This is a genomic window from Leisingera aquaemixtae, assembly GCF_006740765.1.
Classification (GTDB): domain Bacteria; phylum Pseudomonadota; class Alphaproteobacteria; order Rhodobacterales; family Rhodobacteraceae; genus Leisingera; species Leisingera aquaemixtae.
The window spans coordinates 687,911-713,170 of record NZ_CP041159.1; the positions used below are offsets into that span (position 1 = coordinate 687,911).

The window sequence follows — 25,260 nt, forward strand, 5'->3', positions numbered from 1 at the left end:
GCCAGTATCTGTGCGGCGAAAGGCGGAGGGCATGCCCTACGCCGTTTCGTTCGGCAGGCTGGCGGCAGGACAGATCCCGCCGGTCTGGCGGGCTTGTCCGGCTGCGCTCTTGCCTCTGGGCGCCAGCCGGTTCAGTACAGACGCAACAGAGTCTGAGAGCAGGCTGACAGGGCGCTGTGCCGGATTTGATTGGCCAGAGGCCTGTGGCTGAATTGCGCTCGCAACACGCACAATGCCAGTGCCTGCTGCGCAGGAGGCAGGCTGGGTGCAGAAGTCATAAAAACCGGGGAAAATGCGCGCGATAGACCACCTAAATTTGCTTTGTTGGGCCTTTCTTAACCCGCAGGCGTCAAGACTGCGGCATAGGCAAAGAGGGGCCATTGCATGCACGGTCTGATCAACAGGGCGATTCAGGCTTTTGTGACCAGTACCTACGGGGCGGACCGCTGGGAAGAGGTTATGGAAGAGGCCGGACTCGGGTTTACCGAGTTCGAAGCGATGCTGTTTTACACGGATGAGCAATCGGGCCGGATGCTGGCGGCAATGGAAAAGGTCCTGGCACGCCCTCTGCCGGAAATGCTGGAGGACATGGGCACCTTCCTGGTGTCCAACCCGCAGGTGGAGGCGCTGAGACGGCTGCTGCGCTTTGGCGGTGTGAATTATGTGGAGTTCCTGCATTCTCTGGATGACCTGCCGGACCGGGCGCGGCTGGCGGTATCCGACCTGCATCTTCCGGCGCTGGAACTGGTGGAGCAGACGCCGCAGCAGTTCGAGCTGGTGTGCCAGCCGGGGCTGCCCGGCTATGCCTATGTTCTGATGGGCGTTCTGCGGGCGATGGCCGATGATTACGGCGACCTTGTGTTTCTGGATCACAGCGGCACCCAGGGCGGCGCCGAGGTGATTTCCATCACCGTGGTGGAAACCAAGTTCGCCGCCGGGCGCGAATTTGATTTGGGGGCGCACTCGTTATGATGACACTCCAGCAGCTGACGCAGATGGCAGGCGTGGTCTGCCCGATGTACGTCATTGCCGATCCCAAGGGGCGGATAGTCTCTGCCGGGCCGACCCTGAAAAAGCTGCGCCCGCAGCTCACCTGGGAGGGGCGCCGGTTTTTCCGGGTGTTTGATCTGTCTCGGCCGCGCTCGGTGCGCTCGGTGGAGGATCTGCTGCGCACCTCCGGCAGCAAGCTGCATTTGCAGTTCCGCGATGCGCCGCAGACCGGGCTGAAGGGGGTTTGCACGCCGCTGCCGGATGGGCAGGGCGCGTTCATCAACCTGTCCTTCGGAATCTCCGTTCTGGAAGCGGTGCGCGACTACGACCTGACCAGCGCCGATTTCTCGCCCACCGACCTGACCATCGAAATGCTCTATCTGGTGGAGGCGAAATCCGCCGCGATGGAGGCGTCGCGCCAGCTCAACCTGCGCCTGCAGGGGGCAAAGATTGCCGCCGAGGAACAGGCGTTTACCGATACGCTCACCGGGCTCAAGAACCGCCGGGCGATGGATCATGTACTGCGGCGGCTGATCGCCAGCGGCCGTGAATTTGCGCTGATGCATCTGGACCTGGATTTCTTCAAGCAGGTGAATGACACGCTGGGCCATGCCGCCGGCGATGCGGTGCTGCAGCAGGCGGCGCGGATCATGGTGGAATGCACCCGCCAGTCGGACACGGTGGTCCGGGTGGGCGGCGATGAGTTTGTGATGATCCTCGAAGGTGTGCTGGACACGGCGCGGCTGGCGGCCATTGCCAAGCGGCTGATTCAGCAGCTGGAGGAACCCATCCCCTTTGGCGCCCAGACCTGCAGGATTTCCGCCAGTGCGGGCACCACCCTGTCGACCTGGCAGAAGGTTCCGGACCCGCAGCAGCTGCTGAACCAGGCGGATCTGGCGCTTTATGCGGCCAAACGCGCCGGGCGTGCGCAGCATTGCTTCTACCGGGAGGGCATGGAGAAGGATGAGGCAGGCCCGTGCAGCAGCGGCGAGTCTGAGCCGCGGCAGGCGGCGGGCGGCCCTGCGTCCTGACCGGCTGGACTACGGCAAATCATACTGAACCGGGGCGGAGATAACGCCGCGGTTCAGCGTGTTATCCATACATCGTCCAATCAGCGCATCGCATGGAAATAGTGCAAACAGCGCCCAGTACGGACGCCGCTGAACGGATCAAGCCTGCGCAAGTGCGCTGCTTTTCTCATTTTCTTGGAATAAGTGGCAGCCCGTAGGGGAATCGAACCCCTCTTTCCAGGTTGAAAACCTGGCGTCCTAACCGATAGACGAACGGGCCACTCTGTCTGTGAGGCGCTGTTTACTGATTGCGCCGGCCGGGCGCAAGAGGATTTTTGCAGAAAGGCGAATTTTTTTACGCGCCGCTCGGCAGCGCTAATGCCTTGGAAACAAACGCAAATAATCGCGCTTTCAGCGCGTTTCAGCAGTCTGTTTCTGGCGGAGGAAGTGGCAGCCCGTAGGGGAATCGAACCCCTCTTTCCAGGTTGAAAACCTGGCGTCCTAACCGATAGACGAACGGGCCACTCAGTGCGTGAGCGGGTATTTAGTTATAAGCGCCGGAACCCGCAAGAGAAAAAATACGCATCCGCGAATTTTCTTATCCACAGGCCGCAAGTCCTTGAAATGTCAGGCTTCGGCGGCGTCTTCCAGGCGCAACTGGGGGCTTTGGCGGCCGCCCCAGGTGTTGATTTCCAGCCGACCGGCAAAATGGAAGCGGGCGCCGCCGTGCTCCAGCAGCCGCGGGCCCAGGGCGGTGTCGAAGGCGCCAAAGCAGATTGCATCCACGCCGCCGCCCATCCCGTCGCTGAGCGAGAGTTTCAGGTGGCTTTCGCCGACCTTCTTGGCAAAACGCACCTGCAGGTCGGGCAGCGCATAGCGCGGGGCAGGGGCGCCGGCGCCAAAGGGGCCTGCCTGTTCGATCTGCCCGATCAAGTCCACCGTGGCGGCGCCGGGCATAAGGGCGCCGTCCAGTTTCAGATCGGCGGGGCCGCCCTGGCCTGCGCCCTGTTTGGCCAATAGTTCGCTCAGCCGCTCCATCGCCGGTTCCAGTTTGTCGCGCATGACGGTGAGGCCCGCTGCCATCTTGTGGCCGCCGCCCTTGACCAGCAGCCCCTCTGCCGCCAGCCGCTGGATCGAGGCGCCAAGGTCGACACCGGACACGGACCGGCCCGACCCCTTGCCCTCTTCCCCGTCGAAGCCGATGACAACCGCGGGCCGGCCCGCGGCTTCCTTGAGGCGCGAGGCGACGATCCCCACCACGCCCGGATGCCAGCCCTCGCCAGCGGCCCAGACCAGCGGCGCCTCCAGCCCGCGCGCCTCGGCCTGGTCCAAAGCCGCGGCGCGCACGGCGTTTTCAATGTCGCGCCGTTCTGTATTCAACTGGTCCAGCCGTTCGGCCAGGGCGGCGGCCTCATGCGGATTGTCAGTTGACAACAGCCGCGCGCCCAGGTCGGCCTTGCCGATGCGCCCGCCGGCATTGACCCGCGGCCCCAGCAAAAAACCCAGGTGATAGGTGGAGGGGGCCGAATCCATGCGGCTGACATCGGACAGCGCCACCAGCCCGGGACGTTTGCGCGCCGCCATCACCTTCAGGCCCTGGCGCACCAGCGCCCGGTTGGCACCGATCAGCGGGGCCACATCGGCGACGGTGGCCAGCGCCACCAGATCCAGCAGGGCCATCAGATCCGGTCCCTTGGCGCCTGCCTCGCGCATCTGCCGCCCGGCCTCGACCAGCATCAGGAACACCACGCCCGCGGCGCAGAAATAGCCCAGGTCGCCGCTTTCGTCCTGCCGGTTGGGGTTCACAACCGCCACGCAATCCGGCAGCGTCTCGCCGCCCAGGTGGTGGTCCAGCACGATCACATCGGCGCCTTTGGCGGCGGCGATGGGCTCATGGCTCAGCGTGCCGCAGTCGACGCAGATGATCAGGTCATGGGCGGCGGCCAGCTCCTGAATGGCGGGCACATTGGGGCCATAGCCCTCGTCGATGCGGTCCGGGATGTAAAGCGTCGCCTCAAGCCCCATTTGCCGCAGCCACACCAGCAGCAGCGCGGCGGAGCTGCCGCCGTCGACATCGTAATCGGCAAAGACCGCAATCCGCTGCCTGCGCTGCACTGCCTGCAGGAACCGGGCCGCGGCGGTCTCCATGTCCTTCATCTCGCGCGGGTCGGGCAGCAGCTCCTTCAGCTTGGGGTCCAGAAACCCCTTGGCCTCCATCGCCGGAACGCCCCTGCGGGCCAGCACCTGACAGACTGACCGGGGCAGGCCGGTTTGCTGGGCCATCATCTCCGACGCCCGGTCCACTTCCACGCCGGGGCCGACCCAACGGCGCCCGCTCAAGGACTGCTCAACACCCAAAAAGCTCATCATCTGCCCCCATGCGCAAAGGCCGGACCCAATACGGACCCGGCCCTTTCATCTTTCTTCAAATACTCCCGCCGGAGGCAGCGGCGCAAGCCGCTTCCCGTCCGCGCAGGACCGGCTTACATCTGATGCGGTGCCACCGGCGTGCGGTAGGACATGCGGCGCACAGACCCGGTCTTGGAGCGCATCAGCAGGGTGGTGGTCTCGACCCAGCCGGGCTGGCGCTTGATGCGCGGCAGCAGCGAGCCGCCGGTGACGCCGGTGGCGGCAAAGATCACGTCCTGAGTGACCATTTCATCGCGGGAATAGATGCGGTCCAGGTCGGTGATGCCTGCCTTGGCGGCACGCGCCTTTTCGTCGTCGTTGCGGAACAGCAGACGGCCGAAGATCTGGCCGCCCATGCATTTCAGCGCCGCCGCCGCCAGCACGCCTTCCGGAGCGCCGCCCTGGCCCATGTACATGTCGATGCCGGTGGTGCCGCTTTCGGCGCAATGCATCACGCCGGCCACGTCGCCGTCGGTGATCAGACGGATCGAGGCGCCGGTTTCGCGCACTTCGGAGATCATCGCCTCATGGCGGGGGCGTTCCAGGATGCAGACGGTGATGTCGGACGGCGCGCAACCCTTGGCCTTGGCCAGCGCCTCGACCCGCTCGCGCGGGGACATTTCCAGTGACACCACGCCTTCGGCAAAGCCCGGGCCGATGGCCAGCTTGTCCATATAGGTGTCGGGCGCGTGCAGCATCGAGCCGCGCGGGCCCATCGCGATCACGGTCAGCGCGTTGGGCATGTCCTTGGCGGTCAGGGTGGTGCCTTCCAGCGGGTCCAGCGCAATGTCGACGCCGGGGCCGTTGCCGGTGCCGACTTCCTCGCCGATATACAGCATCGGCGCCTCATCGCGCTCGCCTTCGCCGATCACGACGACGCCGGCGATGTCCAGCAGGTTCAGCTGCTCGCGCATGGCGTTCACGGCCGCCTGGTCGGCGGCCTTTTCGTCGCCGCGGCCGATCAGCGAAGCAGAGGCCAAGGCGGCCTGCTCGGCAACGCGGGCCAGGCCCAGCGACAGCATGCGGTCATAAAAGGGCGCGTCAGAGGTGTTCGAAGTCATACCGGAAATCCTGTCTCAACGGGTCAGATGTGAATGGGCGTTTCAAGCCGAATAGCGCGGGGCGGGGCCGGGTCGCAAGGGCAGATAGCGCTCGCCCCGGCTGGAATGCCCCGCCGCGGCGCGCAAACCGGCCGTTTTCTGCGGGCGGGGCGGGTCAGACCTCTTCGATGCGCAGGGCGACGGGGGTGCCGTCGACCACATCGGTGGCGGAGAGGCCGTCCAGCGCCGCATCCAGGGTGGCGCGGGTGCATTTGTGGGTGACGATCAGCACCGGCGCAACCGGTTCCGAATGGCCGTACTGGCGCATCCGGTCGATCGAGACGCCGGCTTCGCCAAGGATTGCCGCCACTTTTGCCAGCGCGCCGGGTTTGTCCAGAAGCCCCATGCGCAGGTAGAACGGCGCGGGCAGGCCGGTCTGGGCGGCCGGGGCCTCCTGCAGGGTTCCGGCCGGCTGGCCGAAGGTGGAAATCCGCAGGCCGCGGGCCAGGTCCAGAACGTCGCCCATCACCGCGCTGGCGGTCGGGCCTTCGCCGGCGCCGGGGCCGCGCAGCACCACCTGCTCGATGGAGTCGCCCTCAATCACCACCATGTTGGTGCCGCCTTCCAGCTGCCCCAGCGGCGAGTCGGCAGGCACCAGGCAGGGCGACATGCGCTGTTCCAGCCCGCGGGCGGAGCGCTGCGCCACCCCCAGAAGCTTGATCCGGTAGCCCATGTCGGCGGCGGCGTGGATGTCTGCCAGCTGGATGCGCTGGATGCCTTCCAGCTGCACGCTGTCAAAGTCCGGCTTGGTGCCAAAGGCGATGGAGGCCAGCAGCGCCAGCTTGTGGCCTGCGTCGATGCCGCCCACGTCCAGGTTCGGGTCGGCCTCAAGGTAGCCCAGGCGTCCGCATTCCTCGAACAGCGCGTTATAGCCCTGCTCGGTGGCCTGCATCTGGGTCAGGATGTAGTTGCAGGTGCCGTTCATCACACCCATGACGCGGGTGATCTCATTGCCCGCCAAACCTTCGGTCAGCGATTTGATCACCGGGATGCCGCCGGCCACGGCGGCCTCAAAACGGATCACCCGGCCCGCGGCCTCGGCTTGTTCCGCCAGGGCCTGCCCGTGGATCGCCAGCAGCGCCTTGTTGGCGGTGACCACATCCTTGCCCGCGGCCAGTGCGGCCTCGGTCGCAGCCTTGGCAGCGCCTTCGTGGCCGCCCATCAGCTCGACAAACACATCCACGTCGTCACGCACCGCCAGCGCCACCGGGTCGGTTTCCCATGCATAGCCGCTCAGCGAAATCCCGCGGTCCTTGCTGGCGTCGCGGGCCGACACCGCGGAAATCACAACCGGACGCCCGGTCCGTGCCTCCAGCAGCGCAGCATGGCGGCGGATGATCTTGACCACGCCGATGCCAACCGTGCCCAAACCTGCAATCCCAAGACGAAGCGGTTCTGTCATAGCTGGAGGTCCTTTGTTCCGAAATGCTCCGCCCCGCCTTATCGGGTTCGGCGCGAGCGTGCAACGCCGCTGCCGCCTGCAGCGGGCAGAACCAGATGGGAATGCCGGGAAGCGGTCAGAATTCGGCGTTTTTCACCGCCGCGGCGCGGCGCTGCAGACGGGCGCTGCGGGCGTCGAGCTCCTGCTGCAGCTCTTGGCTGGCCTGCTGCGGCGGCGGCAGCGGCGCAACCGCGTCATCCAGCGGCAGCAGCCTGGGGTAGCCCGCATTGCGCAGGTCAGGGGTCAGCCGGTCCTCCAACTCAGGCACGCGGGTGCAGGCGGCAGCGCCTGCCACAGCCAGGAGGAAAGTGATCCGCGCCCACATCTGCATTGCCTTAGCCCTTTGTTCCGCTCTGCCGGTTCTAGGGGCTCCGGCGCGCCTGTACAATTGATTTCCAGCTGCAGCGCGCCGTTGGCTTCGCCGGGCAGAGCGGGTACAGAAAGCTGCAGCCGCATTCTCTCTTTTATATGAACACCTGTTCAGTTACTGTTGCAGGCATGGCACGCACCCAAGGTTCCCATTCCGACATCACCGGCCCCCGCATCCGCGAGGCGGCTTTGCGGCTGTTTGCCCAGCATGGCTATGCCGCTGTGTCGATGCGCCAGATCGCCAAGGAAGTGGGGGTGCAGGCCGGGGCGCTGTACAATTACACACCGGACAAGCAGAGCCTGCTGTTCAGCCTGATGTCGAGCCACATGGAAGAGCTGCAGGCAGCCTGGGATGCGGTACCGCGGGCCGCGGGCGCGATGGAGCGGTTGCGGGCCTTTACCGGATTTCATATCCGCTTTCACCTGGAGCGCCCCGATGCGGTGTTCATCGCCTACATGGAGCTGCGCAACCTGACGGAGGAAAACTTCACCGTCATCGAATCGCTGCGCCGCGACTATGAAAACGGGGTGGAGGGGATCCTGAAGGAAGGTGTGGAGCAGGGCGTGTTTGCTATCCCCGACACCAAGATCGCAACGCTTGCGGTGATTGCGATGCTGAACGGGGTCAACACCTGGTACCGGTCCGAAGGGCGGCTTTCGCTGGATGAGGTGGAGCGGGCCTATTGGAACATGGTGCAAAAGGCGGTCAGCGCTTGAGCCTGTTGACCCTGCGGACCAGACGCCTGCGTGCGGCGCGCTGGCAGGAGCTGACGGAGGCGGACCTGGCGGCGCTGTTTGCGCCGAAGGTGGTGCAATGGCTGCCGGAAGGGTTCCGGACGCAGGACAGCGACCGGGCCCGGCGGGATTTCCTGGCGGCAGTGGCGCAGCAGGCTGAGGTGATTGGCTTGTGCGCCGCGAAGGGGCAGGCAATCGGGCTGCTGATCCTGTCGTATTCGGAGGACGGCAGCAAAACCCGCAACCTTGGCTATCTGTTTGCCGAAGCTGCTTGGGGGCAGGGCCTGGCGAGCGAGCTGATCAGCGGCTTGCAGGCGCATTTCAGCGGCAGCGGCATCTGCCTGAGCGGCGGTGTCATGCAGGAAAACGCGGCCTCGGCCCGGGTGCTTGAAAAGGCCGGATTCACCCCGAAGACCGCGGGCGGGGAGACGATCTATAACTGGTGCGCCAGCGGCTGAGGTACAGGGGGCCGGCCTGTCAGCTCAGCAGGCCGATCATGTCATAGTGGTCGATCTGGCGGTTCAGGACCATCGGGTCCTCTTCCGGCAGAACATGCGGCTGCTCCCAGTCCTCGCCGGCAAAGGCCTGCAGCGCGTCGATGCTCTCCCACACCATCACCACGCAGAAGGTCGCGGGCGAATCCGGCCGCGGCAGCCCGGCTGTGACCGAGACCAGCCCCGGCTGGCGGCGCACATGCGGCACGGCGGTATTGGTCAGGAAGTCCTTGAAATCTCTGATCTTGTCGTCGCGGACGGTGGCGCGGAACACCCGGATAATCATCTCTCCCCCCATCTGAGCAGTGGACGGGGGGAGTATAGCACATCAGGGCCCCGTTTGGCGGGCCGCAGCCGGCCAATGCGCGGGCTTGCGCCGCGCGCAGGGCAAAGCGGGCACCGGTTTTCCCGGTCAGTTTTACCCGGTCAGTGCGCGGGCTTTATAAATGTGCCATTGCGCAGGTCGCGGAAGGCCTGCTGCAGTTCGGCCTGGGTGTTCATCACAATCGGCCCGTGCCAGGCCACCGGCTCATTGATCGGCGCGCCGGAGATCAGCAGGAAGCGCACGCCCTCGGGACCTGCCTGCACGGTGATCGCGTCGCCGGTGCCGAACCGGACCAGAGTGCGGTCGCCGGACAGGTCGCGGATGTTGACCTCCTGGCCTGCGACCTCCTTCTCCAGCAGCACCCCTTGCGGGGCTGAGGCATCGGCAAAGGCGGCCTCGCCCTCGAACACATAGGCGAACGCGCGGCGGTAGGTGTCGACCGGCAGGGTCTTCCTGACGCCTGCGGGGACGTAGACATCCAGGTACTGCGGGTCGGCGGCGATGCCGTCCACCAGGCCGCGCTTGCCCCAGAAACCGCCGGCAATCACCTTCACCCGGGTGCCGTCATCGTCGATCACCTCCGGGATCTCGGTGCCCTTCACGTCCTGATAGCGCGGCGCGGTCATCTTCTGGCTGGCGGGCAGGTTGCCCCACAGCTGGAAGCCATGCATCTGCCCCTTGGCGTTGCCCGAGGGCATTTCCTGGTGCAGGATGCCCGACCCGGCGGTCATCCACTGCACGTCTCCCGCACCCAGGGTGCCGGTGTTGCCCAGCGAGTCGCCATGCTCCACCGAACCGGCCAGCACATAGGTGATGGTCTCGATGCCGCGGTGCGGGTGCCAGGGAAAGCCGCGCAGGTAGTCCTCGGGGCGCTCGTTGCGGAAGTCGTCGAACAGCAGGAACGGGTCCAGCTCCGACGGGTCCTGAAAGCCGAAGGCGCGGTGCAGCTTGACGCCGGCGCCCTCAATGTGAGGCTGGGCGGCGCGGGTTTCGAGAATGGGTCTGAGGGACATTTCCATGCCTCCTGTAAACATTGGCTGCGGCTAAGATAGGCTGTGCAGGACTGTCCGGAAACCTGTCGCCGGAAACGGGTGCTGTGCGCAGGTGAACAGACTGGCCCGCAGCCCGCAGGGCTGCCCGGCCCAACGGGACGCGCTGCCGCAGGCGGCAAGGACGGGCGGGAGCATTGCCGTTGCCGGGGGCATCCCCTGCGCGGTAGCCTGAGCAAATGACACAAGCCCCCGATCCCCTGCTGCAGCTGCCGCCGGAGCGGCTGCAGGACGCTTTGCGCCTGATCTCCTTCGCGCTGGAGGAGGGGCGCTCCTCCAAGGATCCGGAACAGCTGCTGGCAAAGGTTTGCGGCCTGATCCGGGCGGCGGGCGTGCCGCTGCAGCGGACTGCCTCCATCGTGCAGCTGCTGCATGCCGAGGCGGTGGCCAGCGCCCGCTTCTGGGAGCACGGGCAGGGCACCCGCAGCGAGCTGTTCCCGTTCAACGAGGACAGCGGCGAAGGCTATGCGCGCTCCCCGGCGGCCGATGTGCACAGCACCGGCGACTGGGTGATCCTGTGGCTGCCGGACACGCCGGACGGCCGCTATGGCATCGTCCCGGACCTGAAGGCGGAAGGGTACACCCATTACATCATGGCGCCGGTTTTCATGGCAATCGGCACGGCAGGCATCTTCAGCTTTGCCACCCGGGCGGCAGAGGGGTTCTCCGGCGAAGACATCCGTTTCCTGCGAGCGGTGTTTCCGGCGCTGGCCGCCAGCCAGGAGGTTCTTTCCACCGCCCGGACCCTGCAGGAGGTGCTGCGGATCTATGTCGGTGAGGAGCCGCAGCGGCGGATCCTGTCTGGCGATGTGCACCGGGGCGAGGTGATGCGGATCCGCTCTGCCATCCTGTTTGCCGATATGCGCCGCTTTACCGGACTGACAGCGGGCATGAGCGCGGAACAGGCCACCGGTCTGCTCAATGCCTATTACGACTGCATTGTGCCGCCGGTCGAGGCCGCGGGCGGCGAGGTGCTGAAACTGATCGGTGATGGCATTCTGGCGATCTTCCGCGCTGAGGAGGACGAGGCGCGAACCTGGCCGCGCGGGTGGCGGAGCTGTGCGGCGCCAAAGATGAGCCGCTGCTGGTGTCGTCCGGGTTCCTGCAGCGGGCGGGGCTGCAAGGGCGCTCACTGGGAGCGCAGAGCCTTAAAGGACTGCAAGCACCTGAGGAGGTGTTTGCCGTTTCGCTGAGCCCCTGAGCGCTGTTTGGAAAATCAGCCAAGGGCCGCTTGCGGCAGGGGCATTTTCAAAGCTCTCCTGTTTCAGGCCCCGTCCCACCACGCCGACGGTTTGCGCCGCTGCCCATGCTTGCCAGCCAGCCGCAGCGCCAGCTTGCGCAGCGGGCCAAGCGCCAGCTTCAGCCACAGCCGGTTGCGCCATCTGGAATAGTCGCGGTTGAACGGGCAGACCCGCATGCAGATGGCGCAGTCAGAGGCCATCTTGGCCCAGAACGAAAAACACTTCTCCGCGTCCGAGGTCCATTTCCTGACCCCCTTGATCGCCGAGACATTGGCGGTTTCAGTGGAGGGCGGGCCATAGGGCAGCGCTTTCACCGGGCAGGCGTCGGCGCATTTGGTGCAGATCCCGCAGAACGCCTTCACCCCCAGCGGCTGCGGCAGGTCATGCGCCAGCGGCAGGTTTGTGAAGATCTTGGAGAACCGCAGGCGCGGCCCGAATTCCGGTGTGATCACCATCTGATTGCGGGCGTATTCCCCCAGGCCCGCCTTGACCGCATAGGGGATCACCAGGCCGGTATCGTTCATCGAGGCCACTGCCTCATAGCCCAGATTGCGGATATAGGCCGCCAGTTGCATCACGATGGAGGCCTCGTGGCTGTATTCCCGCCCCGTCGCCGCCCCCGCCAGCGCAGAGGGGTAGGCGGCCACCAGGTCCTTGTCCATCTCATGGCCCAGCACGATCACGCTGGTCAGCCCCTCGGGCAGATCATGCGGCGCCTCGGACATGTCACGGGCATCGACCCGCGCCGTATAAAGCCAGCGTTCGTCCAGATCGGTGATGCCGCAGAGATCGGCGCCGAAGAACCTGGCGATGCGTTTCACCTCGGCGGACATCTTTACGGGGTCGTTAACGGCCAGTGCGTCCCTGGCAACCGGCGTGTCCGGCCGGATGGCGGCCTGGAACCCCTCCCGGACGCCCTCATGCGCCCGGCGGCTGGAGACCACGTCGGAAATCAGCCAGGCCGCGTTGCGCAGGGCAAAGTCGCGCTGGGTGAAGCCGTCGCCGCGCCGCGGCGCGGCCTCCATCCGGTAGGAGGCGAAAAACCTGGCAGTGTGTTTGGATTTCACCCGCTCGTCCCAAAACGCGCGGGTGAAAATGTCGTTGCGCTGCGAAAACCGCTCGAAACCGTCGGTGACGTCGATCCCTGCGGCTGCGTCGCCGTCACGCTGGGGCGGTGTGTTCTGAGGCCAAGGCATGGCAGGACGCTAGCCGCCTGCCGGCGGTCCGGCAAGGGGCCGTGCCGGTCAGCAGAACAACGACACGACCCAGTCGCGCACCAGGGCGGTTTCGGCGCTGTTGGGGGCTTCGCCTGCGGCGGGCATCAGATAGTGGCCCTGGCCCATAGGGATTTCAGCGTCCAGAACCGGCGCGAGCCGGCCTTGCGACAGCGGCAGTTCGGCGTAGCGGCGCATCAGCATGGCCACGCCGGTGCCGGAGGCTGCCAGCTCGATTGCGGCCAGAGAGGTGTCGACATAAAGCGGCGCGCCGCGGTCCTTGAGCGGCACGCCTTCCTGCTCCGACAGCCGCAGCCAGTGGTCCTGGTAGCCGTGGATGTGAATCAGGGTCTGGCCGAACAGCTGGTCCACCGATTGCAGCTGCGCTGCAAGCTGCGGCTGCGCGGCGGGAATCACGCTTTCGGTGGAAAGCAGATGCGCGCGCCGGTCGAACCAGCCAGTAGGACCCAGCCGCAGGTCGATATCCACGTCCTCATCCTGGGTGCTGCCGGCCCAGACCGCCGAGATCAGCCGGATGCGGATATGCGGGTGGGCGCTGTGAAACGCCCCCAGCCGCGGCGCCACCCACAGCACTGCCGTGGAGACCGGCGCCCGCAGGGTCACGGTCTGGGTCTGCGCGTGGCCCAGCAGGCCGCGGGTGGAATAGGCAATATCCGTGAGCGCCTGCGCCACCGACGGGTAATAGGCGTGGCCCAGCTGCGTCAGCTCCAGATGCCGCGACCGGCGGATGAACAGGGTGATGCCAAAGCTTTTCTCCAGGCTGCGCACCTGGTGGCTGACCGCGGCCTGTGTCAGCCCCAGTTCCTCCGCCGCGGCGGTGAAGCTTTTGAGGCGGGCGGCGGCCTCAAAGGCGCGCAGCCAGACGAGATTGGGCAGATCGGACATGTGCGTTGCAAAAATTTTTGGGGTCAGGACGCATTATTATTCGTTTTTGCTTTGGCTGAGGTCAAGCTAGCCATATCGCAGGCGATACCCCGGGGAGGAGAAGCGGGACATGAAATCTAAGATGAAGATCGGCTTTATCGGCCTCGGCAATGTCGGCGGCAAGCTGGCCGGCAGCCTGGTGCGCAACGGGCTGGAGGTGGCGGTGCATGATCTGGATGCGGCGCTGGTCGGGAAATTCGTCGCGCGCGGCGCCAAGGCGGGCGGCAGCCCGGCGCAGATGATGCAGGACTGCGATGCGGTGATCACTTGCCTGCCGAGCCCTGCAGCCTCGGACGCGGTGGTCACCGAAATGCTGCCGCATGTGCAGCCCGGCAAGATCTGGATGGAGATGTCCACCACCGACGTGGAGGAGGTGAAACGCCTGGGCGCCCTGGTGGCAGAGCGCGGCGGCGCGCCGGTCGACTGCCCGGTATCCGGCGGCTGCCACCGCGCCGACACCGGCAATATCTCGATCTATGCAGGCTGCGAGCGGGAAACCTTCGACCGGATCCTGCCGGTCCTGACCACCATGGGCCGCCGCATCCTGCATGTGGGGGAGATGGGCAACGCCAGCCTGCTGAAGGTGATGACCAATTACCTGGCCAACATCAACCTGCTGTCGCTGTGCGAGGCGCTGACGGTGATGAAGGCCTGCGGGATGGACCTGGGCATGACCTATGAGGCGATTGCGATGTCCTCGGGCAACTCCTTTGTGCATGAGACAGAAAGCCAGCTGATCCTGTCGGGATCGCGCGATGTCAGCTTCACCATGGATCTGGTGATGAAGGATATCGGCCTGTTCCAGACCCTGGCCGACCGCCACAATGTGCCGCTGGAACTGTCGCCGCTGATGATTGAGATGATGAAGGACGGCCAGCGCCGCTATGGCGAGCGGGCGCAGTCCGACCGGATGATCGAGCGGCTTGAGGAAGCGACCGGGCTGTCGGTCACAGCACCAGGATTCCCGCAGGAACTTGTCGACGACGAGCCGGAAGAGCCGGGGTATGAGGTGGCCGTGCGCCGCGCGGCAGCAGAATAAGTTTGCCCGAACGGCACGGCCGCATTCAGCCCCCGTGCAGGCGGGGGCTGTTTTCTTTGGCAAATCCGGTTTATGCCCGGCTCAGCAGTAAGGGGAGCAGCTGATGAGCAAAGACGTTCTGGCCACAATCGAGGCTTCCGGAGCGCGCCGGGTGATGGGCACGGCGATGCTGGGCCTGACCGGCGGCCTGCTGGTCTATGTGGCGTTCTATGCGCCGCCGTCGCCGGCCTGGCTGGTGTTCCTGCTGGTAGTGGGGGCCGCGGCGCTGTGGCTGGCGGTGCGGATGTGGCAGGCCACAACGCACCGGATCGAGCTGACCTCCGAGGAGCTGCGCTGCTCCAACGGGCAAGTGATTGCCAGGGTGGAGGATATCGAAGCCATCGACCGCGGCTTCTTTGCCTTCAAGCCGTCAAACGGGTTTCTGATCCGCACCGGCACGCCTGGAAGCCGAACCTGGATGCCGGGGCTGTGGTGGCGGTCCGGCCGCCGCATCGGTATCGGCGGGGTGACGCCGGGGTCGCAGGGCAAGACGATGTCGGAAATCCTGGCCGCGATGCTGGTGCAGCGCGGCCAAGTCTGATCAGGCAGGCGGCCCGGCCTTCTCGGCGTCATCGTTGTGGTTGTTGCCGTTGCCCTTGTCCTCGACAAAGACGACCTGAGGGGCGAAGCGCGGGCGGGTGAAGACAAAGTTCTGCACGTCCATCAGCGGAATGCCCACATTGAAGGCCGGCTGGATCTCGTTCCAGGTCTCCACCAGGATCACGCGCTCCTGATCGGGCATCGCGGGCAGATTGTCCTTCACCTCGTTGATGGTGCCGTCAACCCACTCCTGAAACACGCTGCCGCGGACTTTTGACCAGTCGACGTAATACCGCTTGTCACCCTCGTCCCAGCGCACAACGGAGATCCGGGTGGACAGCGTGGTGTCGCTGCGCACCAGTTCCGTGGCCAGCGCGTGCATGCTGTCTATATAGGCTTCGTTGACGTAATTGGTCTCGCGCGAGATCAGGTCGGAGACAGTATAGGCGGCCTTCATGTTGATGCTTTCCTGCCGGAAGGCGTCAAAGAAGGTGTAGATGGCTGCAAACAGCCCCAGCAGCAGCGGCGCGTAAAAGGCGAACTCGATCGAGACGCTGCCTTGGGTGCCGTTCAGAAAGCGGCCGGCGGGACCGGGCAGGCGGCCTGAGATTTGGCGGGACAGCAGGGTCAGCATGGCGTTACCTCGGTTCCTGGACGAAGGCGGATGAAGCGATCAGATTGACGCGGCCGTCGCCGTCCTTGGTCAGGTGGGTGCCCAGCCCCCAGGTCGGAAAGATCGGCTCAAATTTCATGCAGGCGCGGATGAACATCAGTTCGTTTGACTGGCCGTTCACGAAGGTCCGCACCGGCTGAACCTCCTCGACACTGTCAATGCAGTCAGGTGTCGGGTCGATTGGCGTCCAGGCGTAGGGGTTGATCCGGAGCATTTCCAGGCGCAGGGACGTGTTGCATTCGTCGATGAAGCCTGAGCGGGTGCAGATCTCATCGCGCAGCTGGTCATGGCTCATGTCGCCGCCGGTGCTGAGGCGGATGGTGCGGACCGTCTGGTCCAGCGCCCGCTCCAGCTGGGAATGGCGCAGGTTGATCATCCCCAGTTCGACGGTCGACATCAGGATCATGATGAAGGCCGGGATGACGATGGCGAATTCCACGGTTGCGTTGCCATCCTGCTGCTGCCTGAAACGGCGCAGAGTGTTTGCTGCAAGGCGGATCATTGGGTCAGCCTCAGCTGGCGGATCGAGGTGGCGATGGACGAGAACGCATCGGAGATTTCCAAGCCCTCCACATCGAAGAAGTGGGCGGGCGAGCTGGCGCAGTCTTCAAGCACCCTGATGCCCTTGGTCGGGGCCTCGAAGCCGACCGAATAGACGATCACGCCCTGATCCTTGGTGATGTCGCAGATCGTCTTGGTGTGCTGGTCCTTGGCGACGCGGTTGTGGAAAGTGCGGCCTGCCGTGTACCAATAGGCCCAGGCGTCGGAGGTGTTTCTGTAGAGATTGCGGGCAATCGAGGCCAAGGAGACGCGGGCGTGCAGTTGCTGATAGGTCAAGCGCTCAGAGGTGCCGGGCTCCTCTATCTCTGCGCAGTAGTAACAATTCTTGTATGTGCCCTCACCGAAAACGTGGTCCTCCCAGCGTCCCTTTGAGTACCAATAGTAGTTGTTCCCGCTGGGGTTGTAGATCGAGAATACGCCGGCCTCTTCATTGTACCAGACTTCCGAGAGACCGTCCCGGCGGCTGTTGTTCAACATGTATTGGTTGGTATTCTGGCCGTCGGACATCAGGATGATGATCTTCAGCGTGTCGCCGCTGCCGTAATCGGTGGGGCGGTTGCGGAAAGCCGCGTCAATTTCGCCATCGTCAACCAGCGCGTTCACAACACCGCGCGCCGTGGGGTCCAGCAGGGCGCTGCCCCATTTCATCCCGATATCGATCGAGGTGTTGCCGGAGGCGGTCAGGCTGTCGATGTAGGCATGCAGTTTTGCGGCATCATTGGTGAAGGGCAGAATGGCTGAGCCTTCCCGGGTCGGGCAGACGGGATTGTCGATCATGTTCATCGAATAGGTGAACGTGTCGAAGTGCGCGGTGCGGATCAGGTTTTCATCCTGATTGAGCGTGTGTTTGCTGAACTGGTCCTTGATGAAATTCACGCAGTAGGAATAGTCATGCTCCTGCGAAACGTTGGGGTATTTGCTGAGCAGCTCCTTACCGGCATTCACCTGCGTCGCATACGGGATGATCGAGATCGACAGGTTGGTGACATCGGTATTGGTGGTAATCTGTGTCACAAAGGACTTCGCGGCGGCCTGCAGGTTCACCAGCCGGTTGCCGGAGTTCATGGAGCCGGAGATATCAAGCACCATCGAGATTTCGACGCTGCCGATGGTCTCTTCCGCCCGGGAGTTTGCGTAGAGGGACATGTTGTCGCCGCCTGCGAACTTCAGCAGATAGGCCTCGAAATCGGTGTTGATCGTCGCCTCGACACTTTTGTAGCCAAGACCCTTCTGATCATCGGGGTCGGAATAGTACTGCTGCAGCCCGGCCTTGGTCAGATAGTCCAGAACGACAGCGTCGGCGTCCAGGGATTGGTCCAGATCCGCCGCGGCGAGCACTGCCCGGTCGAGCGTGTACTGCAGCTCGGTCCGGTCGCGCTCCATCCGCATCAGGTCCACCCCGATGCCGCCGACCGCAAGCATGGCCAGGAAGGTGCCGATCATCGGCTTCGCCAGAACCCCGTCCTCTTCGCGCAGGAAGCTTTGCACCTTGGACAGCCCGGGCAGCCTGAGCGGGCTGCACAGCGCAGTGGAGTTTTTGTGACGCATGTTCATCGTAACACCCCCTAAATGCCCTGCCGGCTCTGGAACGGGTCTGCACGGCTTTGGCAGCGGAATTTACGTTTATTAATGCTTGGTAAAGGTGGCGGAATTGGGGCGCCATTTTGCCGAAATAGCTACGATTGTAATGGACCGGAGGTCCAATATTCCGCTGTTGCGCCGCGTTGTCGCGGTGGTGCGTACAATGGCTTCCGGGCGGGCGGCGAATCGTCAACCTTTGGATAAAATGAGAATCTTTTTGGCAGGGAATGGTCAAAAAGGTCGCACTCCTTAATTATCTCTGCATAGAGTGAGGGCATCATCGGCAGCGAGTCGATGTTTGATCACGGAGAAGTTTTTAGATGAGCAGCCGCACAGAGCCGAGCTTCCGCGAAAGCGTGGACCTGATGTTTAACCGGGCCGTATCCCTGATGGATCTGCCGCCGGGGCTGGAGGAAAAGATCAGAGTTTGCAACGCAACTTATACAGTGCGGTTCGGGGTGCGCCTGCGCGGTGCCATGCACACGTTTACCGGCTACCGTTCCGTCCATTCCGAGCATATGGAGCCGGTAAAAGGCGGTATCCGTTATGCCACCGGCGTGAACCAGGATGAGGTTGAGGCGCTGGCGGCGCTGATGACCTATAAATGCGCCCTGGTGGAGGCGCCGTTCGGCGGCTCCAAGGGGGGCTTGTGCATCGACCCGCGCGAATATGACGAGCATGAGCTGGAGCTGATCACCCGCCGCTTTGCCTATGAGCTGGCCAAGCGCGACCTGATCAACCCGTCGCAGAACGTGCCCGCGCCCGACATGGGCACCGGCGAGCGCGAGATGGCCTGGATTGCAGACCAGTACGCGCGGATGAACACCACCGACATCAATGCCAAGGCCTGTGTCACCGGCAAGCCGCTGAATGCAGGCGGGATCTCCGGCCGGGTCGAGGCGACCGGGCGCGGCGTGCAATACGCCCTGCGCGAGTTCTTCCGGTATGAGGAAGACAAGGCCGCCGCCGGCCTGTCCGGCAAGCTGGAAGGCAAGCGCATCATCGTTCAGGGGCTCGGCAACGTCGGCTATCACGCGGCCAAGTTCCTGTCCGAGGAAGATGGCGCGCTGATCACCGGTATCATCGAGCGTGATGGCGGGCTTTACAGCGCGGACGGCCTGGACGTGGAGGCGGTGCGCAACTGGATCGTCAAGCACGACGGCGTGGCCGGTTATCCCGACGCGCAGTTCGTCGAAGACGGCGCGCTGCTGCTGGAGGAAGAATGCGACGTGCTGATCCCGGCCGCGCTTGAAGCGGTGATCAACCTGTCCAACGCCGAGCGTGTCAAGGCGCCGCTGATCATCGAGGCCGCGAACGGCCCGGTGACTGCAGGCGCGGACGAGATCCTGCGCAAGAAGGGCACGGTCATCATTCCTGACATGTATGCCAACGCAGGCGGTGTGACGGTGTCCTACTTTGAGTGGGTCAAGAATCTCAGCCATATCCGCTTCGGCCGGATGCAGCGCCGTCAGGAAGAGGCGCGCCACCAGCTGGTCATCGACGAGCTGCAGCGCCTGGATGACGTGATGGGCGATACCTGGTCGATGTCGCCGCACTTCAAGGAGAAGTACCTGCGCGGCGCGGACGAGCTGGAGCTGGTCCGCTCCGGTCTCGATGACACGATGCGGGTGGCCTATCAGTCAATGCGCGAAGTCTGGCACAGCCGCGATGACGTGACAGACCTCCGCACCGCCGCCTATCTGGTGTCGATCGACAAGGTCGCCAAGAGCTATCACGCCAAGGGCCTTTGACGGGCCGAACGGGCGGACTGCAAGGTTGCGCAACAGCGGCGGGGCGGAGGGGAAACTCTCCGCCCCGTTCTTATTCCCGCCTGCAGGCTGCACGTTATCTGCCGCCGCAAATAATACTGGACACAAGTGATCAGTTCGTGTGATTTCCAGCAAAGCCGTGCTGATGTGCCGCAAGTTGAGGGTTTGGGCTAGGAGCTGCAGGCGAAAGCAGGTAGCAATGCCGCCAAGGCCCGGGCCGGTAATTTTCCGGGTGCGGACAAGTGATTTGACGGGGAGGGACGACATGCGGTTTTCGGGCTGGCGTGTGCTCCGGGAGGGGCTCACCGGAAACAAGGGGTGGAAGCCCCATTGGCGGGATCCTGAACCCAAATCCGAATATGACGTGGTGATTATCGGCGGCGGCGGCCACGGGCTGGCAACCGCCTATTATCTCGCCAAGGAACACGGCATCACCAATGTCGCGGTGCTGGAAAAGGGCTACCTCGGCGGCGGCAACGTCGGCCGCAACACCACCATCGTAAGGGCCAACTACTACCTGCCGGGAAACTCCGAATTCTATTCCCACTCGCTGAAGCTGTGGGAAGGGATGGAGCAGGACCTGAACTACAACGCGATGATGTCCCAGCGCGGTATCATCAACCTGTTCCATAACGACGGCCAGCGCGATGCAGCCGTGCGCCGGGGCAATGCCATCGTCAACCAGGGCGATGACGCGGAGCTGCTGAGCCGCGAACAGGTGCGCAAGCTGGCGCCGTTTCTGAACTTCGAGAACAACCGCTTCCCGATCATGGGCGGGCTGATGCAGCGCCGCGCCGGAACCGCGCGGCACGACGCGGTGGCCTGGGGCTATGCCCGCGGTGCCGACATGCGCGGGGTGGACCTGATCCAGAACTGCGAAGTCACCGGGATCGACGTGGAAGGCGGCAAGGTGGTGGGGGTGCAGACCGTGCGCGGCCCGATCCGGGCGAAGAAAGTGGCGCTGGCGGCTGCGGGCCGCTCCGGCCAGGTGGCGGCGATGGCGGGGCTGACGCTGCCGGTCGAAAGCCACGTGCTGCAGGCCTTTGTGTCCGAAGGGCTGAAGCCCATCGTCGATCACGTGATCACCTTTGCCGAAGGGCATCTTTATATCAGCCAGTCGGACAAGGGCGGGCTGGTGTTCGGCAGCTACCTGGATTTCTACAGCTCTTATGCGGCGCGGGGAAACCTGCCGATGGTAGAGCATACGATGGAGACCTTTGTGGCGATGGTGCCGGCGGTCAGCAAGGCGCGTCTGCTGCGCAGCTGGGGCGGCATCATGGACATGACGCCTGATGGCTCCCCGATCATTGATCATTCGCCTATTGACGGGCTCTACCTGAACTGCGGCTGGTGCTATGGCGGTTTCAAGGCGACGCCGGGATCGGGCAGCGTTTATGCGCATCTGATCGCCACGGACCGGCCGCATGGTGCTGCCGCCAGATTCAAGCTCGACCGGTTCCGCAGCGGCGCTGGCCTGATGGATGAGGAGGGGACCGGTGCGCAGCATAACTTGCATTGATCGTGCCTCCGCCGCGGCAGGGGGCGCTGCCCCCTCGGCCTTGCGGCCTCACCCCCGGAGTATTTTTGCAAAGATGAAAGGGCGCCGGTCATGAGGATTACCTGTCCGCTCTGCGGTGAAAGGGACCGCCGCGAATTCTATTACAAGGGTGCCGCGCTGGTGCGTCCGGCTGAGGGCGCGGATCTGGACGCCTGGCATGGTTATGTGAACCTGCGGGAAAATCCGGCCGGGCCGCTGGATGAACTGTGGTATCATGAGATGGGCTGCAATTCCTGGCTGAAGGTCACCCGCAATACCGCGACGCATGAGATTCTGGCGGTGCAACTGGCCTCCGAGGCCGGGCTGGGAGGTGAGACATGAGACTTCCCGGGAAAGGTTTGAACCAGGGTGCGAAGCCGATCACCTTTGTCTTCAACGGCCGCCACATGATGGGGCTGGAGGGCGATACGCTGGCGGCAGCGCTTCTGGCAAATGGCGTGCACCTGGTGGGGCGGTCGTTCAAGTACCACCGCCCGCGCGGGGTGCTGACCGCGGGCAGCGAGGAGCCGAACGCGCTGGTGACCATCGGCACCGGCGGCCAGCAGGACCCGAACGTGCGCGCCACCCAGCAGGAGCTGTTTGAAGGGCTGGAGGCGCGCAGCCAGAACTGCTGGCCCTCGGTCGAGCGCGACGTGATGGCGGTGAACGATCTGGCCGCGCCCTTCTTTGGTGCGGGGTTCTATTACAAGACTTTCATGTGGCCTGCGGCGTTCTGGGAGCAGCTCTATGAACCGCTGATCCGCAAAGCGGCAGGCCTTGGCGCGCTGTCAGGCGAGGCGGACCAGGACCGCTATGAGAAGGCCTTTGCCTTCTGCGACGTGCTGGTGATCGGCTCCGGCCCTGCCGGGCTGATGGCGGCGCTGACTGCAGGCCGGGCCGGGGCGGATGTGATCCTGTGCGAGGAAGACAGCCGTATGGGCGGCCGCCTGCTGGCCGAGCGCGAGGAAGTTGGCGGCAAGCCGGGCCATGCCTGGGCGGCAGGGGCAGTGGCCGAGCTGGAGGCGATGGACAATGTGCGGCTGATGACCCGCACTGCCGTCACCGGCGCTTATGACCAGGGCACTTACGGCGCGCTGGAACGGGTCTCGCACCACCTGCCGCGTCGGCATTCGCTGAAGGGCAGCCATCTGCCGCGCGAGTGTTTCTGGCGGATTGCGGCCAAACACGCGGTGCTGGCGGCAGGCGCAATCGAGCGCCCGGTGGCCTTCCGCAACAACGACCGCCCCGGCATCATGATGGCGGGCGCGGTGCGCGCCTATCTGAACCGCTGGGGCGTGGCGCCGGGGGAGCGGGTTACTATCTTCGCCAACAACGATCAGGCGCATCGGACGGCGCGCGACCTGCATGACGCGGGCGTGCATATCGCGGCGGTGATCGACAGCCGCCACGAGGCGCCGGATGGCGGCCCTTACCAGGTGATCAAGGGCGCGCAGGTCTGCGACAGTGCCGGGCGTCAGCGGCTGGAAAGCATCACCGTGCGCTCAGTCAAGGGCGAGGAGAAGATCCAGACCGACTGTTTGGCGATGTCCGGCGGCTGGAACCCGTCGGTGCATCTGACCTGCCACCTTAACGGCCGTCCGGTGTGGAAGCGCGAGGCGCTTGCCTTTATCCCAAGCGAAGGCGCGGTGCCGGGCATGGTTGCCGCAGGCGCCTGCAACGGCACATTTTCCACCGCAGGCGCGCTTCGCGAGGGCGCGGAGGCGGCTGCAAAGGTTCTGGAGGCGCTGGGCCTGAAATCCTCCGCCGCCGATCTGCCGCAGGCGGAGGACGACCCTTATCGCATCGCCGCTTTGTGGGCGGTGCCGGGTAAGGGCCGTGCCTGGCTCGATTTCCAGAACGACGTGACCGTCAAGGATGTGAAACAGGCGGCGGTGGAGAACTTCCGCTCTGTCGAGCATATGAAGCGTTACACCACCCAAGGCATGGCGGCCGATCAGGGCAAGAACTCCAATGTCGCGGCACTTGCGGTGCTGGCGGATGCCACCGGGCAGACCATTCCGGAAACCGGCACCACCACCTTCCGCCCGCCGTTTGTGCCGGTCGCCATCGGGGCGATGGGGGCGGGGGCCACGGATGAAGGCTTCAAGCCGCAGCGTTTTCTGACCTCGCATGGCGAGAGCGACACCCGCGGGGCGCATCAGCTGGAGGTGGGCCTGTGGTACCGCGCCGCCTATTTCCCGAAGCCGGGAGAAACCAACTGGCGCCAGTCCTGCGACCGCGAGGTCACTTTGGTGCGCAATGCGGTCGGGATCTGCGATGTCTCCACCCTGGGCAAGATCGACATTCAGGGCGCCGATGCGGGCAAGTTCCTGGATTTCCTTTATACCAATACCTTCAGCACCCTGAAGGCGGGCAAGGTCCGCTATGGGCTGATGCTGCGCGAAGATGGGTTTGTCATGGATGACGGCACCACCGCGCGGCTGGGCGAGAACCATTTCGTCATGACCACCACAACCGCTGCCGCGGGGCAGGTGATGGCGCATTTGGAGTATGTCGCCCAGGTGCTGCATCCGGAGTGGGATGTGCGGTTCACCTCGGTGACGGAGCAGTGGGCGCAGTTTGCGGTCGCCGGGCCGAAGTCTCAGGAACTGCTGAATGGCCTCGTGGATGAGGACGTCAACAGCGAGACCTGGCCTTTCATGGGTTGCGGCGCGGCGACCGTGCTGGGCGTGAAGGGGCGGCTGTTCCGGATTTCTTTCTCGGGCGAGCATGCCTATGAACTTGCCGTCCCCGCGCGCTATGGCGAGAGCCTGTTCCGCGAGTTGCTGAAGCGGGCCGAGGCGATGGGCGGCGGTGCCTATGGCATGGAAGCACTCAATGTGCTGCGGATCGAGAAGGGCCTGATCACACACGCGGAGATCAACGGCACCGTGACTGCGTTTGATCTGGGCCTGCAGGGAATGATGTCGACGAAGAAGGACTTCCTGGGCAAACCCATGTCCACCCGCGAGGGGCTGATGGCCGAGGATCGGATGCGCCTGGTGGGCCTGAAACCCGTGGGAGCGGCCAAAGAGATCACCGCCGGTGCGCATCTGTTCACGCCGGGCGATCCGGTCGAGCGGATTTATGACCAGGGCTATGTCACCTCGGCCGGCTATTCGCCGACGCTGGGGCACCCGATCGGCCTGGCGTTCCTGAAAGAGGGGCCGGACCGCATTGGCGAGACCGTGCGCCTGGTCGACCATATGCGGGGTGCCGACACTCTGTGCGAGGTTGTCTCGCCTGTGTTCTTTGATCCGGAAGGAGACCGTGCCCGTGGCTGAACTGATTGCGAAAAGCCCTTGCGACGGGCTGCTGCCGGTGACCGTCGGCGGCATGAGCCTGACGGAGGAGCACCCCGGCGACATGTGGGCCGTGGCGCCCTTCAATGGCGAGGATAAGGCGCTGAGCCAAGCGCTGGAGGCTGCCCACGGCATGGCATTCCCCGCGGCAAACCGTGCGACGGGCAAGGCGGGCAGCCGGGCTGTCTGGTTCGGCCGCGGCATGGCACTGCTGATAGGGCCGGAGCCCGACGCCAAGCTGGCCGAGCACGCGGCGCTGACGGACCAGAGCGACGCTTGGGCCGTGGTGAGGCTGGAGGGGCGGGGCGCAGAGGACGTGCTGGCGCGGCTGGTGCCTGTCGACCTGCGGGCCGCTGTGTTCAAGCGCGGCCACACGGTGCGCAGTGAGCTGAAGCATATGATGGCCTCGGTGACCCGCACCGGCCCGCAGGCGTTTCAGATCATGGTGTTCCGCTCGATGGCCAAAACGCTTGTGCATGATTTGAAAACAGCCATGGAAGCTGTCGCGGCGCGGGGGTAACCTCTGGGGATCACCAACTGATTCCCGGAGCGCATCTATGATCCGCATCGTCCTTGCAGCCGCCTTGCTGGCGGCGCCGGCCTATGCTTCTGAAAGCAAAGAACAAAGCTGTAAGTACCAGGGCCAGGTCATGGCCGCAGTGCAGCAGGCGCGTCTGGACAGGGTGCAGCAGGAAGATGTGGAGCAGACCATTCTGGGCAGTGAGCCGGAATGGCCCGCGGCCTATTCCAAGGCGATCCCGCAGCTGACAAGCCACGTCTACGCGATGAAGCGGCGCGACCTGAAAGGCACCGACCTCGGCGCGCTGTTCGAACAGCAGTGCCTGCAGAACTGGGATCAGATCCAGGCGATGCAGAAACAGCTGAAGTCTAACTGAT

24 protein-coding genes and 2 tRNA genes are annotated in these 25,260 nt (G+C 64.6%); 13 read left to right on the forward strand and 13 right to left on the reverse strand.

Going from position 1 to position 25,260, the window contains the following annotated elements; all coding sequences use genetic code 11:
* Positions 1-384: 384 nt before the first annotated feature.
* Positions 385-972: a heme NO-binding domain-containing protein gene (locus R2C4_RS05050; protein WP_141889828.1), complete on the forward strand. Its 588-nt coding sequence runs from the start codon at positions 385-387 to the stop codon at positions 970-972.
* Positions 969-2,021 carry a GGDEF domain-containing protein gene (locus R2C4_RS05055; protein ID WP_058284315.1) on the forward strand — a complete coding sequence of 351 codons (1,053 nt, stop codon included), beginning with the start codon at positions 969-971 and terminating at the stop codon, positions 2,019-2,021. The genes R2C4_RS05050 and R2C4_RS05055 overlap by 4 nt, the downstream gene beginning before the upstream one ends.
* A 184-nt stretch (positions 2,022-2,205) precedes the next feature.
* Here the strand turns inward: R2C4_RS05055 and R2C4_RS05060 are convergent.
* The 6 genes from R2C4_RS05060 to R2C4_RS05085 all read right to left on the reverse strand — a co-directional run bounded on the left by R2C4_RS05060 (position 2,206) and on the right by R2C4_RS05085 (position 7,281).
* A tRNA-Glu gene (locus tag R2C4_RS05060) sits at positions 2,206-2,280 on the reverse strand.
* A gap of 168 nt (positions 2,281-2,448) precedes the next feature.
* Positions 2,449-2,523, reverse strand: a tRNA-Glu gene (locus tag R2C4_RS05065).
* 104 nt (positions 2,524-2,627) lie between these two features.
* The gene (recJ, locus tag R2C4_RS05070) at positions 2,628-4,367 is read right to left on the reverse strand and encodes a single-stranded-DNA-specific exonuclease RecJ (protein ID WP_141889829.1); all 1,740 of its coding nucleotides are present in this window, start codon (positions 4,365-4,367) and stop codon (positions 2,628-2,630) included.
* Between the two features lie 116 nt (positions 4,368-4,483).
* On the reverse strand, positions 4,484-5,470 hold the full coding sequence (gene glpX / locus R2C4_RS05075; protein ID WP_058284317.1) for a class II fructose-bisphosphatase: 987 nt from the start codon (positions 5,468-5,470) through the stop codon (positions 4,484-4,486).
* Between the two features lie 154 nt (positions 5,471-5,624).
* Positions 5,625-6,911, reverse strand: a complete 1,287-nt coding sequence (locus R2C4_RS05080) for a homoserine dehydrogenase (protein ID WP_141889830.1) — start codon at positions 6,909-6,911, stop codon at positions 5,625-5,627.
* 115 nt (positions 6,912-7,026) lie between these two features.
* Positions 7,027-7,281, reverse strand: coding sequence for a hypothetical protein (locus R2C4_RS05085; protein ID WP_141889831.1), 255 nt, complete (start codon positions 7,279-7,281; stop codon positions 7,027-7,029).
* A gap of 167 nt (positions 7,282-7,448) precedes the next feature.
* Between R2C4_RS05085 and R2C4_RS05090 the strand changes: the two genes are divergently transcribed.
* Positions 7,449-8,036, forward strand: coding sequence for a TetR/AcrR family transcriptional regulator (locus R2C4_RS05090; protein WP_141889832.1), 588 nt, complete (start codon positions 7,449-7,451; stop codon positions 8,034-8,036).
* Entirely contained in the window at positions 8,033-8,512 is a 480-nt protein-coding gene (locus R2C4_RS05095; protein ID WP_141889833.1) for a GNAT family N-acetyltransferase, read from the forward strand. The genes R2C4_RS05090 and R2C4_RS05095 overlap by 4 nt, the downstream gene beginning before the upstream one ends.
* Positions 8,513-8,531: 19 nt before the next feature.
* Here R2C4_RS05095 and R2C4_RS05100 read toward each other — a convergent pair whose 3' ends face one another.
* On the reverse strand, positions 8,532-8,834 hold the full coding sequence (locus R2C4_RS05100) for an antibiotic biosynthesis monooxygenase family protein (RefSeq protein WP_008556687.1): 303 nt from the start codon (positions 8,832-8,834) through the stop codon (positions 8,532-8,534).
* A 140-nt stretch (positions 8,835-8,974) separates the two neighbouring features.
* Positions 8,975-9,886 (reverse strand): pirin family protein, encoded by a 912-nt coding sequence (locus R2C4_RS05105; protein ID WP_141889834.1) that lies wholly within the window; start codon positions 9,884-9,886, stop codon positions 8,975-8,977.
* A 215-nt stretch (positions 9,887-10,101) separates the two neighbouring features.
* Between R2C4_RS05105 and R2C4_RS05110 the strand changes: the two genes are divergently transcribed.
* On the forward strand, positions 10,102-11,115 hold the full coding sequence (locus R2C4_RS05110) for an adenylate/guanylate cyclase domain-containing protein (RefSeq protein WP_244940781.1): 1,014 nt from the start codon (positions 10,102-10,104) through the stop codon (positions 11,113-11,115).
* A 71-nt stretch (positions 11,116-11,186) separates the two neighbouring features.
* Here R2C4_RS05110 and R2C4_RS05115 read toward each other — a convergent pair whose 3' ends face one another.
* Together R2C4_RS05115 and R2C4_RS05120 are read right to left on the reverse strand one after the other, a co-directional pair.
* Positions 11,187-12,359, reverse strand: a complete 1,173-nt coding sequence (locus R2C4_RS05115; protein WP_141889835.1) for a 4Fe-4S double cluster binding domain-containing protein — start codon at positions 12,357-12,359, stop codon at positions 11,187-11,189.
* Between the two features lie 48 nt (positions 12,360-12,407).
* The gene (locus R2C4_RS05120) at positions 12,408-13,283 is read right to left on the reverse strand and encodes a LysR family transcriptional regulator (RefSeq protein WP_141889836.1); all 876 of its coding nucleotides are present in this window, start codon (positions 13,281-13,283) and stop codon (positions 12,408-12,410) included.
* Positions 13,284-13,404: 121 nt separating this feature from the next.
* On the opposite strand from R2C4_RS05120, the gene R2C4_RS05125 reads away from it, so the two are divergent.
* Positions 13,405-14,361, forward strand: a complete 957-nt coding sequence (locus R2C4_RS05125) for an NAD(P)-dependent oxidoreductase (RefSeq protein ID WP_141892041.1) — start codon at positions 13,405-13,407, stop codon at positions 14,359-14,361.
* Between the two features lie 103 nt (positions 14,362-14,464).
* Positions 14,465-14,941: a hypothetical protein gene (locus R2C4_RS05130; protein WP_141889837.1), complete on the forward strand. Its 477-nt coding sequence runs from the start codon at positions 14,465-14,467 to the stop codon at positions 14,939-14,941.
* Here the strand turns inward: R2C4_RS05130 and R2C4_RS05135 are convergent, their stop codons facing one another.
* From R2C4_RS05135 to R2C4_RS05145, 3 genes are read right to left on the reverse strand one after another with little or no spacing between them, the layout of a single operon-like run.
* Complete coding sequence (locus R2C4_RS05135; protein WP_141889838.1) at positions 14,942-15,574, reverse strand: TadE/TadG family type IV pilus assembly protein; 633 nt, start codon at positions 15,572-15,574, stop codon at positions 14,942-14,944.
* Between the two features lie 4 nt (positions 15,575-15,578).
* Complete coding sequence (locus R2C4_RS05140; RefSeq protein WP_141889839.1) at positions 15,579-16,115, reverse strand: TadE/TadG family type IV pilus assembly protein; 537 nt, start codon at positions 16,113-16,115, stop codon at positions 15,579-15,581.
* Positions 16,112-17,728, reverse strand: a complete 1,617-nt coding sequence (locus tag R2C4_RS05145) for a TadE/TadG family type IV pilus assembly protein (RefSeq protein ID WP_141889840.1) — start codon at positions 17,726-17,728, stop codon at positions 16,112-16,114. The genes R2C4_RS05140 and R2C4_RS05145 overlap by 4 nt, the downstream gene beginning before the upstream one ends.
* Positions 17,729-18,075: 347 nt before the next feature.
* Between R2C4_RS05145 and R2C4_RS05150 the strand changes: the two genes are divergently transcribed.
* The 6 genes from R2C4_RS05150 to R2C4_RS05175 all read left to right on the forward strand — a co-directional run bounded on the left by R2C4_RS05150 (position 18,076) and on the right by R2C4_RS05175 (position 25,259).
* On the forward strand, positions 18,076-19,506 hold the full coding sequence (locus R2C4_RS05150; protein WP_058284329.1) for a Glu/Leu/Phe/Val family dehydrogenase: 1,431 nt from the start codon (positions 18,076-18,078) through the stop codon (positions 19,504-19,506).
* A 283-nt stretch (positions 19,507-19,789) separates the two neighbouring features.
* Complete coding sequence (locus tag R2C4_RS05155; RefSeq protein WP_058284330.1) at positions 19,790-21,043, forward strand: sarcosine oxidase subunit beta family protein; 1,254 nt, start codon at positions 19,790-19,792, stop codon at positions 21,041-21,043.
* Between the two features lie 90 nt (positions 21,044-21,133).
* Positions 21,134-21,403 (forward strand): sarcosine oxidase subunit delta, encoded by a 270-nt coding sequence (locus R2C4_RS05160; protein WP_141889841.1) that lies wholly within the window; start codon positions 21,134-21,136, stop codon positions 21,401-21,403.
* Positions 21,400-24,345 (forward strand): sarcosine oxidase subunit alpha family protein, encoded by a 2,946-nt coding sequence (locus tag R2C4_RS05165; protein WP_141889842.1) that lies wholly within the window; start codon positions 21,400-21,402, stop codon positions 24,343-24,345. The genes R2C4_RS05160 and R2C4_RS05165 overlap by 4 nt, the downstream gene beginning before the upstream one ends.
* Positions 24,338-24,883 (forward strand): sarcosine oxidase subunit gamma, encoded by a 546-nt coding sequence (locus tag R2C4_RS05170; RefSeq protein ID WP_141889843.1) that lies wholly within the window; start codon positions 24,338-24,340, stop codon positions 24,881-24,883. Before R2C4_RS05165 ends, R2C4_RS05170 begins: the two co-directional genes overlap by 8 nt.
* A gap of 37 nt (positions 24,884-24,920) precedes the next feature.
* Entirely contained in the window at positions 24,921-25,259 is a 339-nt protein-coding gene (locus R2C4_RS05175; RefSeq protein WP_058284334.1) for a hypothetical protein, read from the forward strand.
* Position 25,260 lies beyond the last annotated feature (1 nt).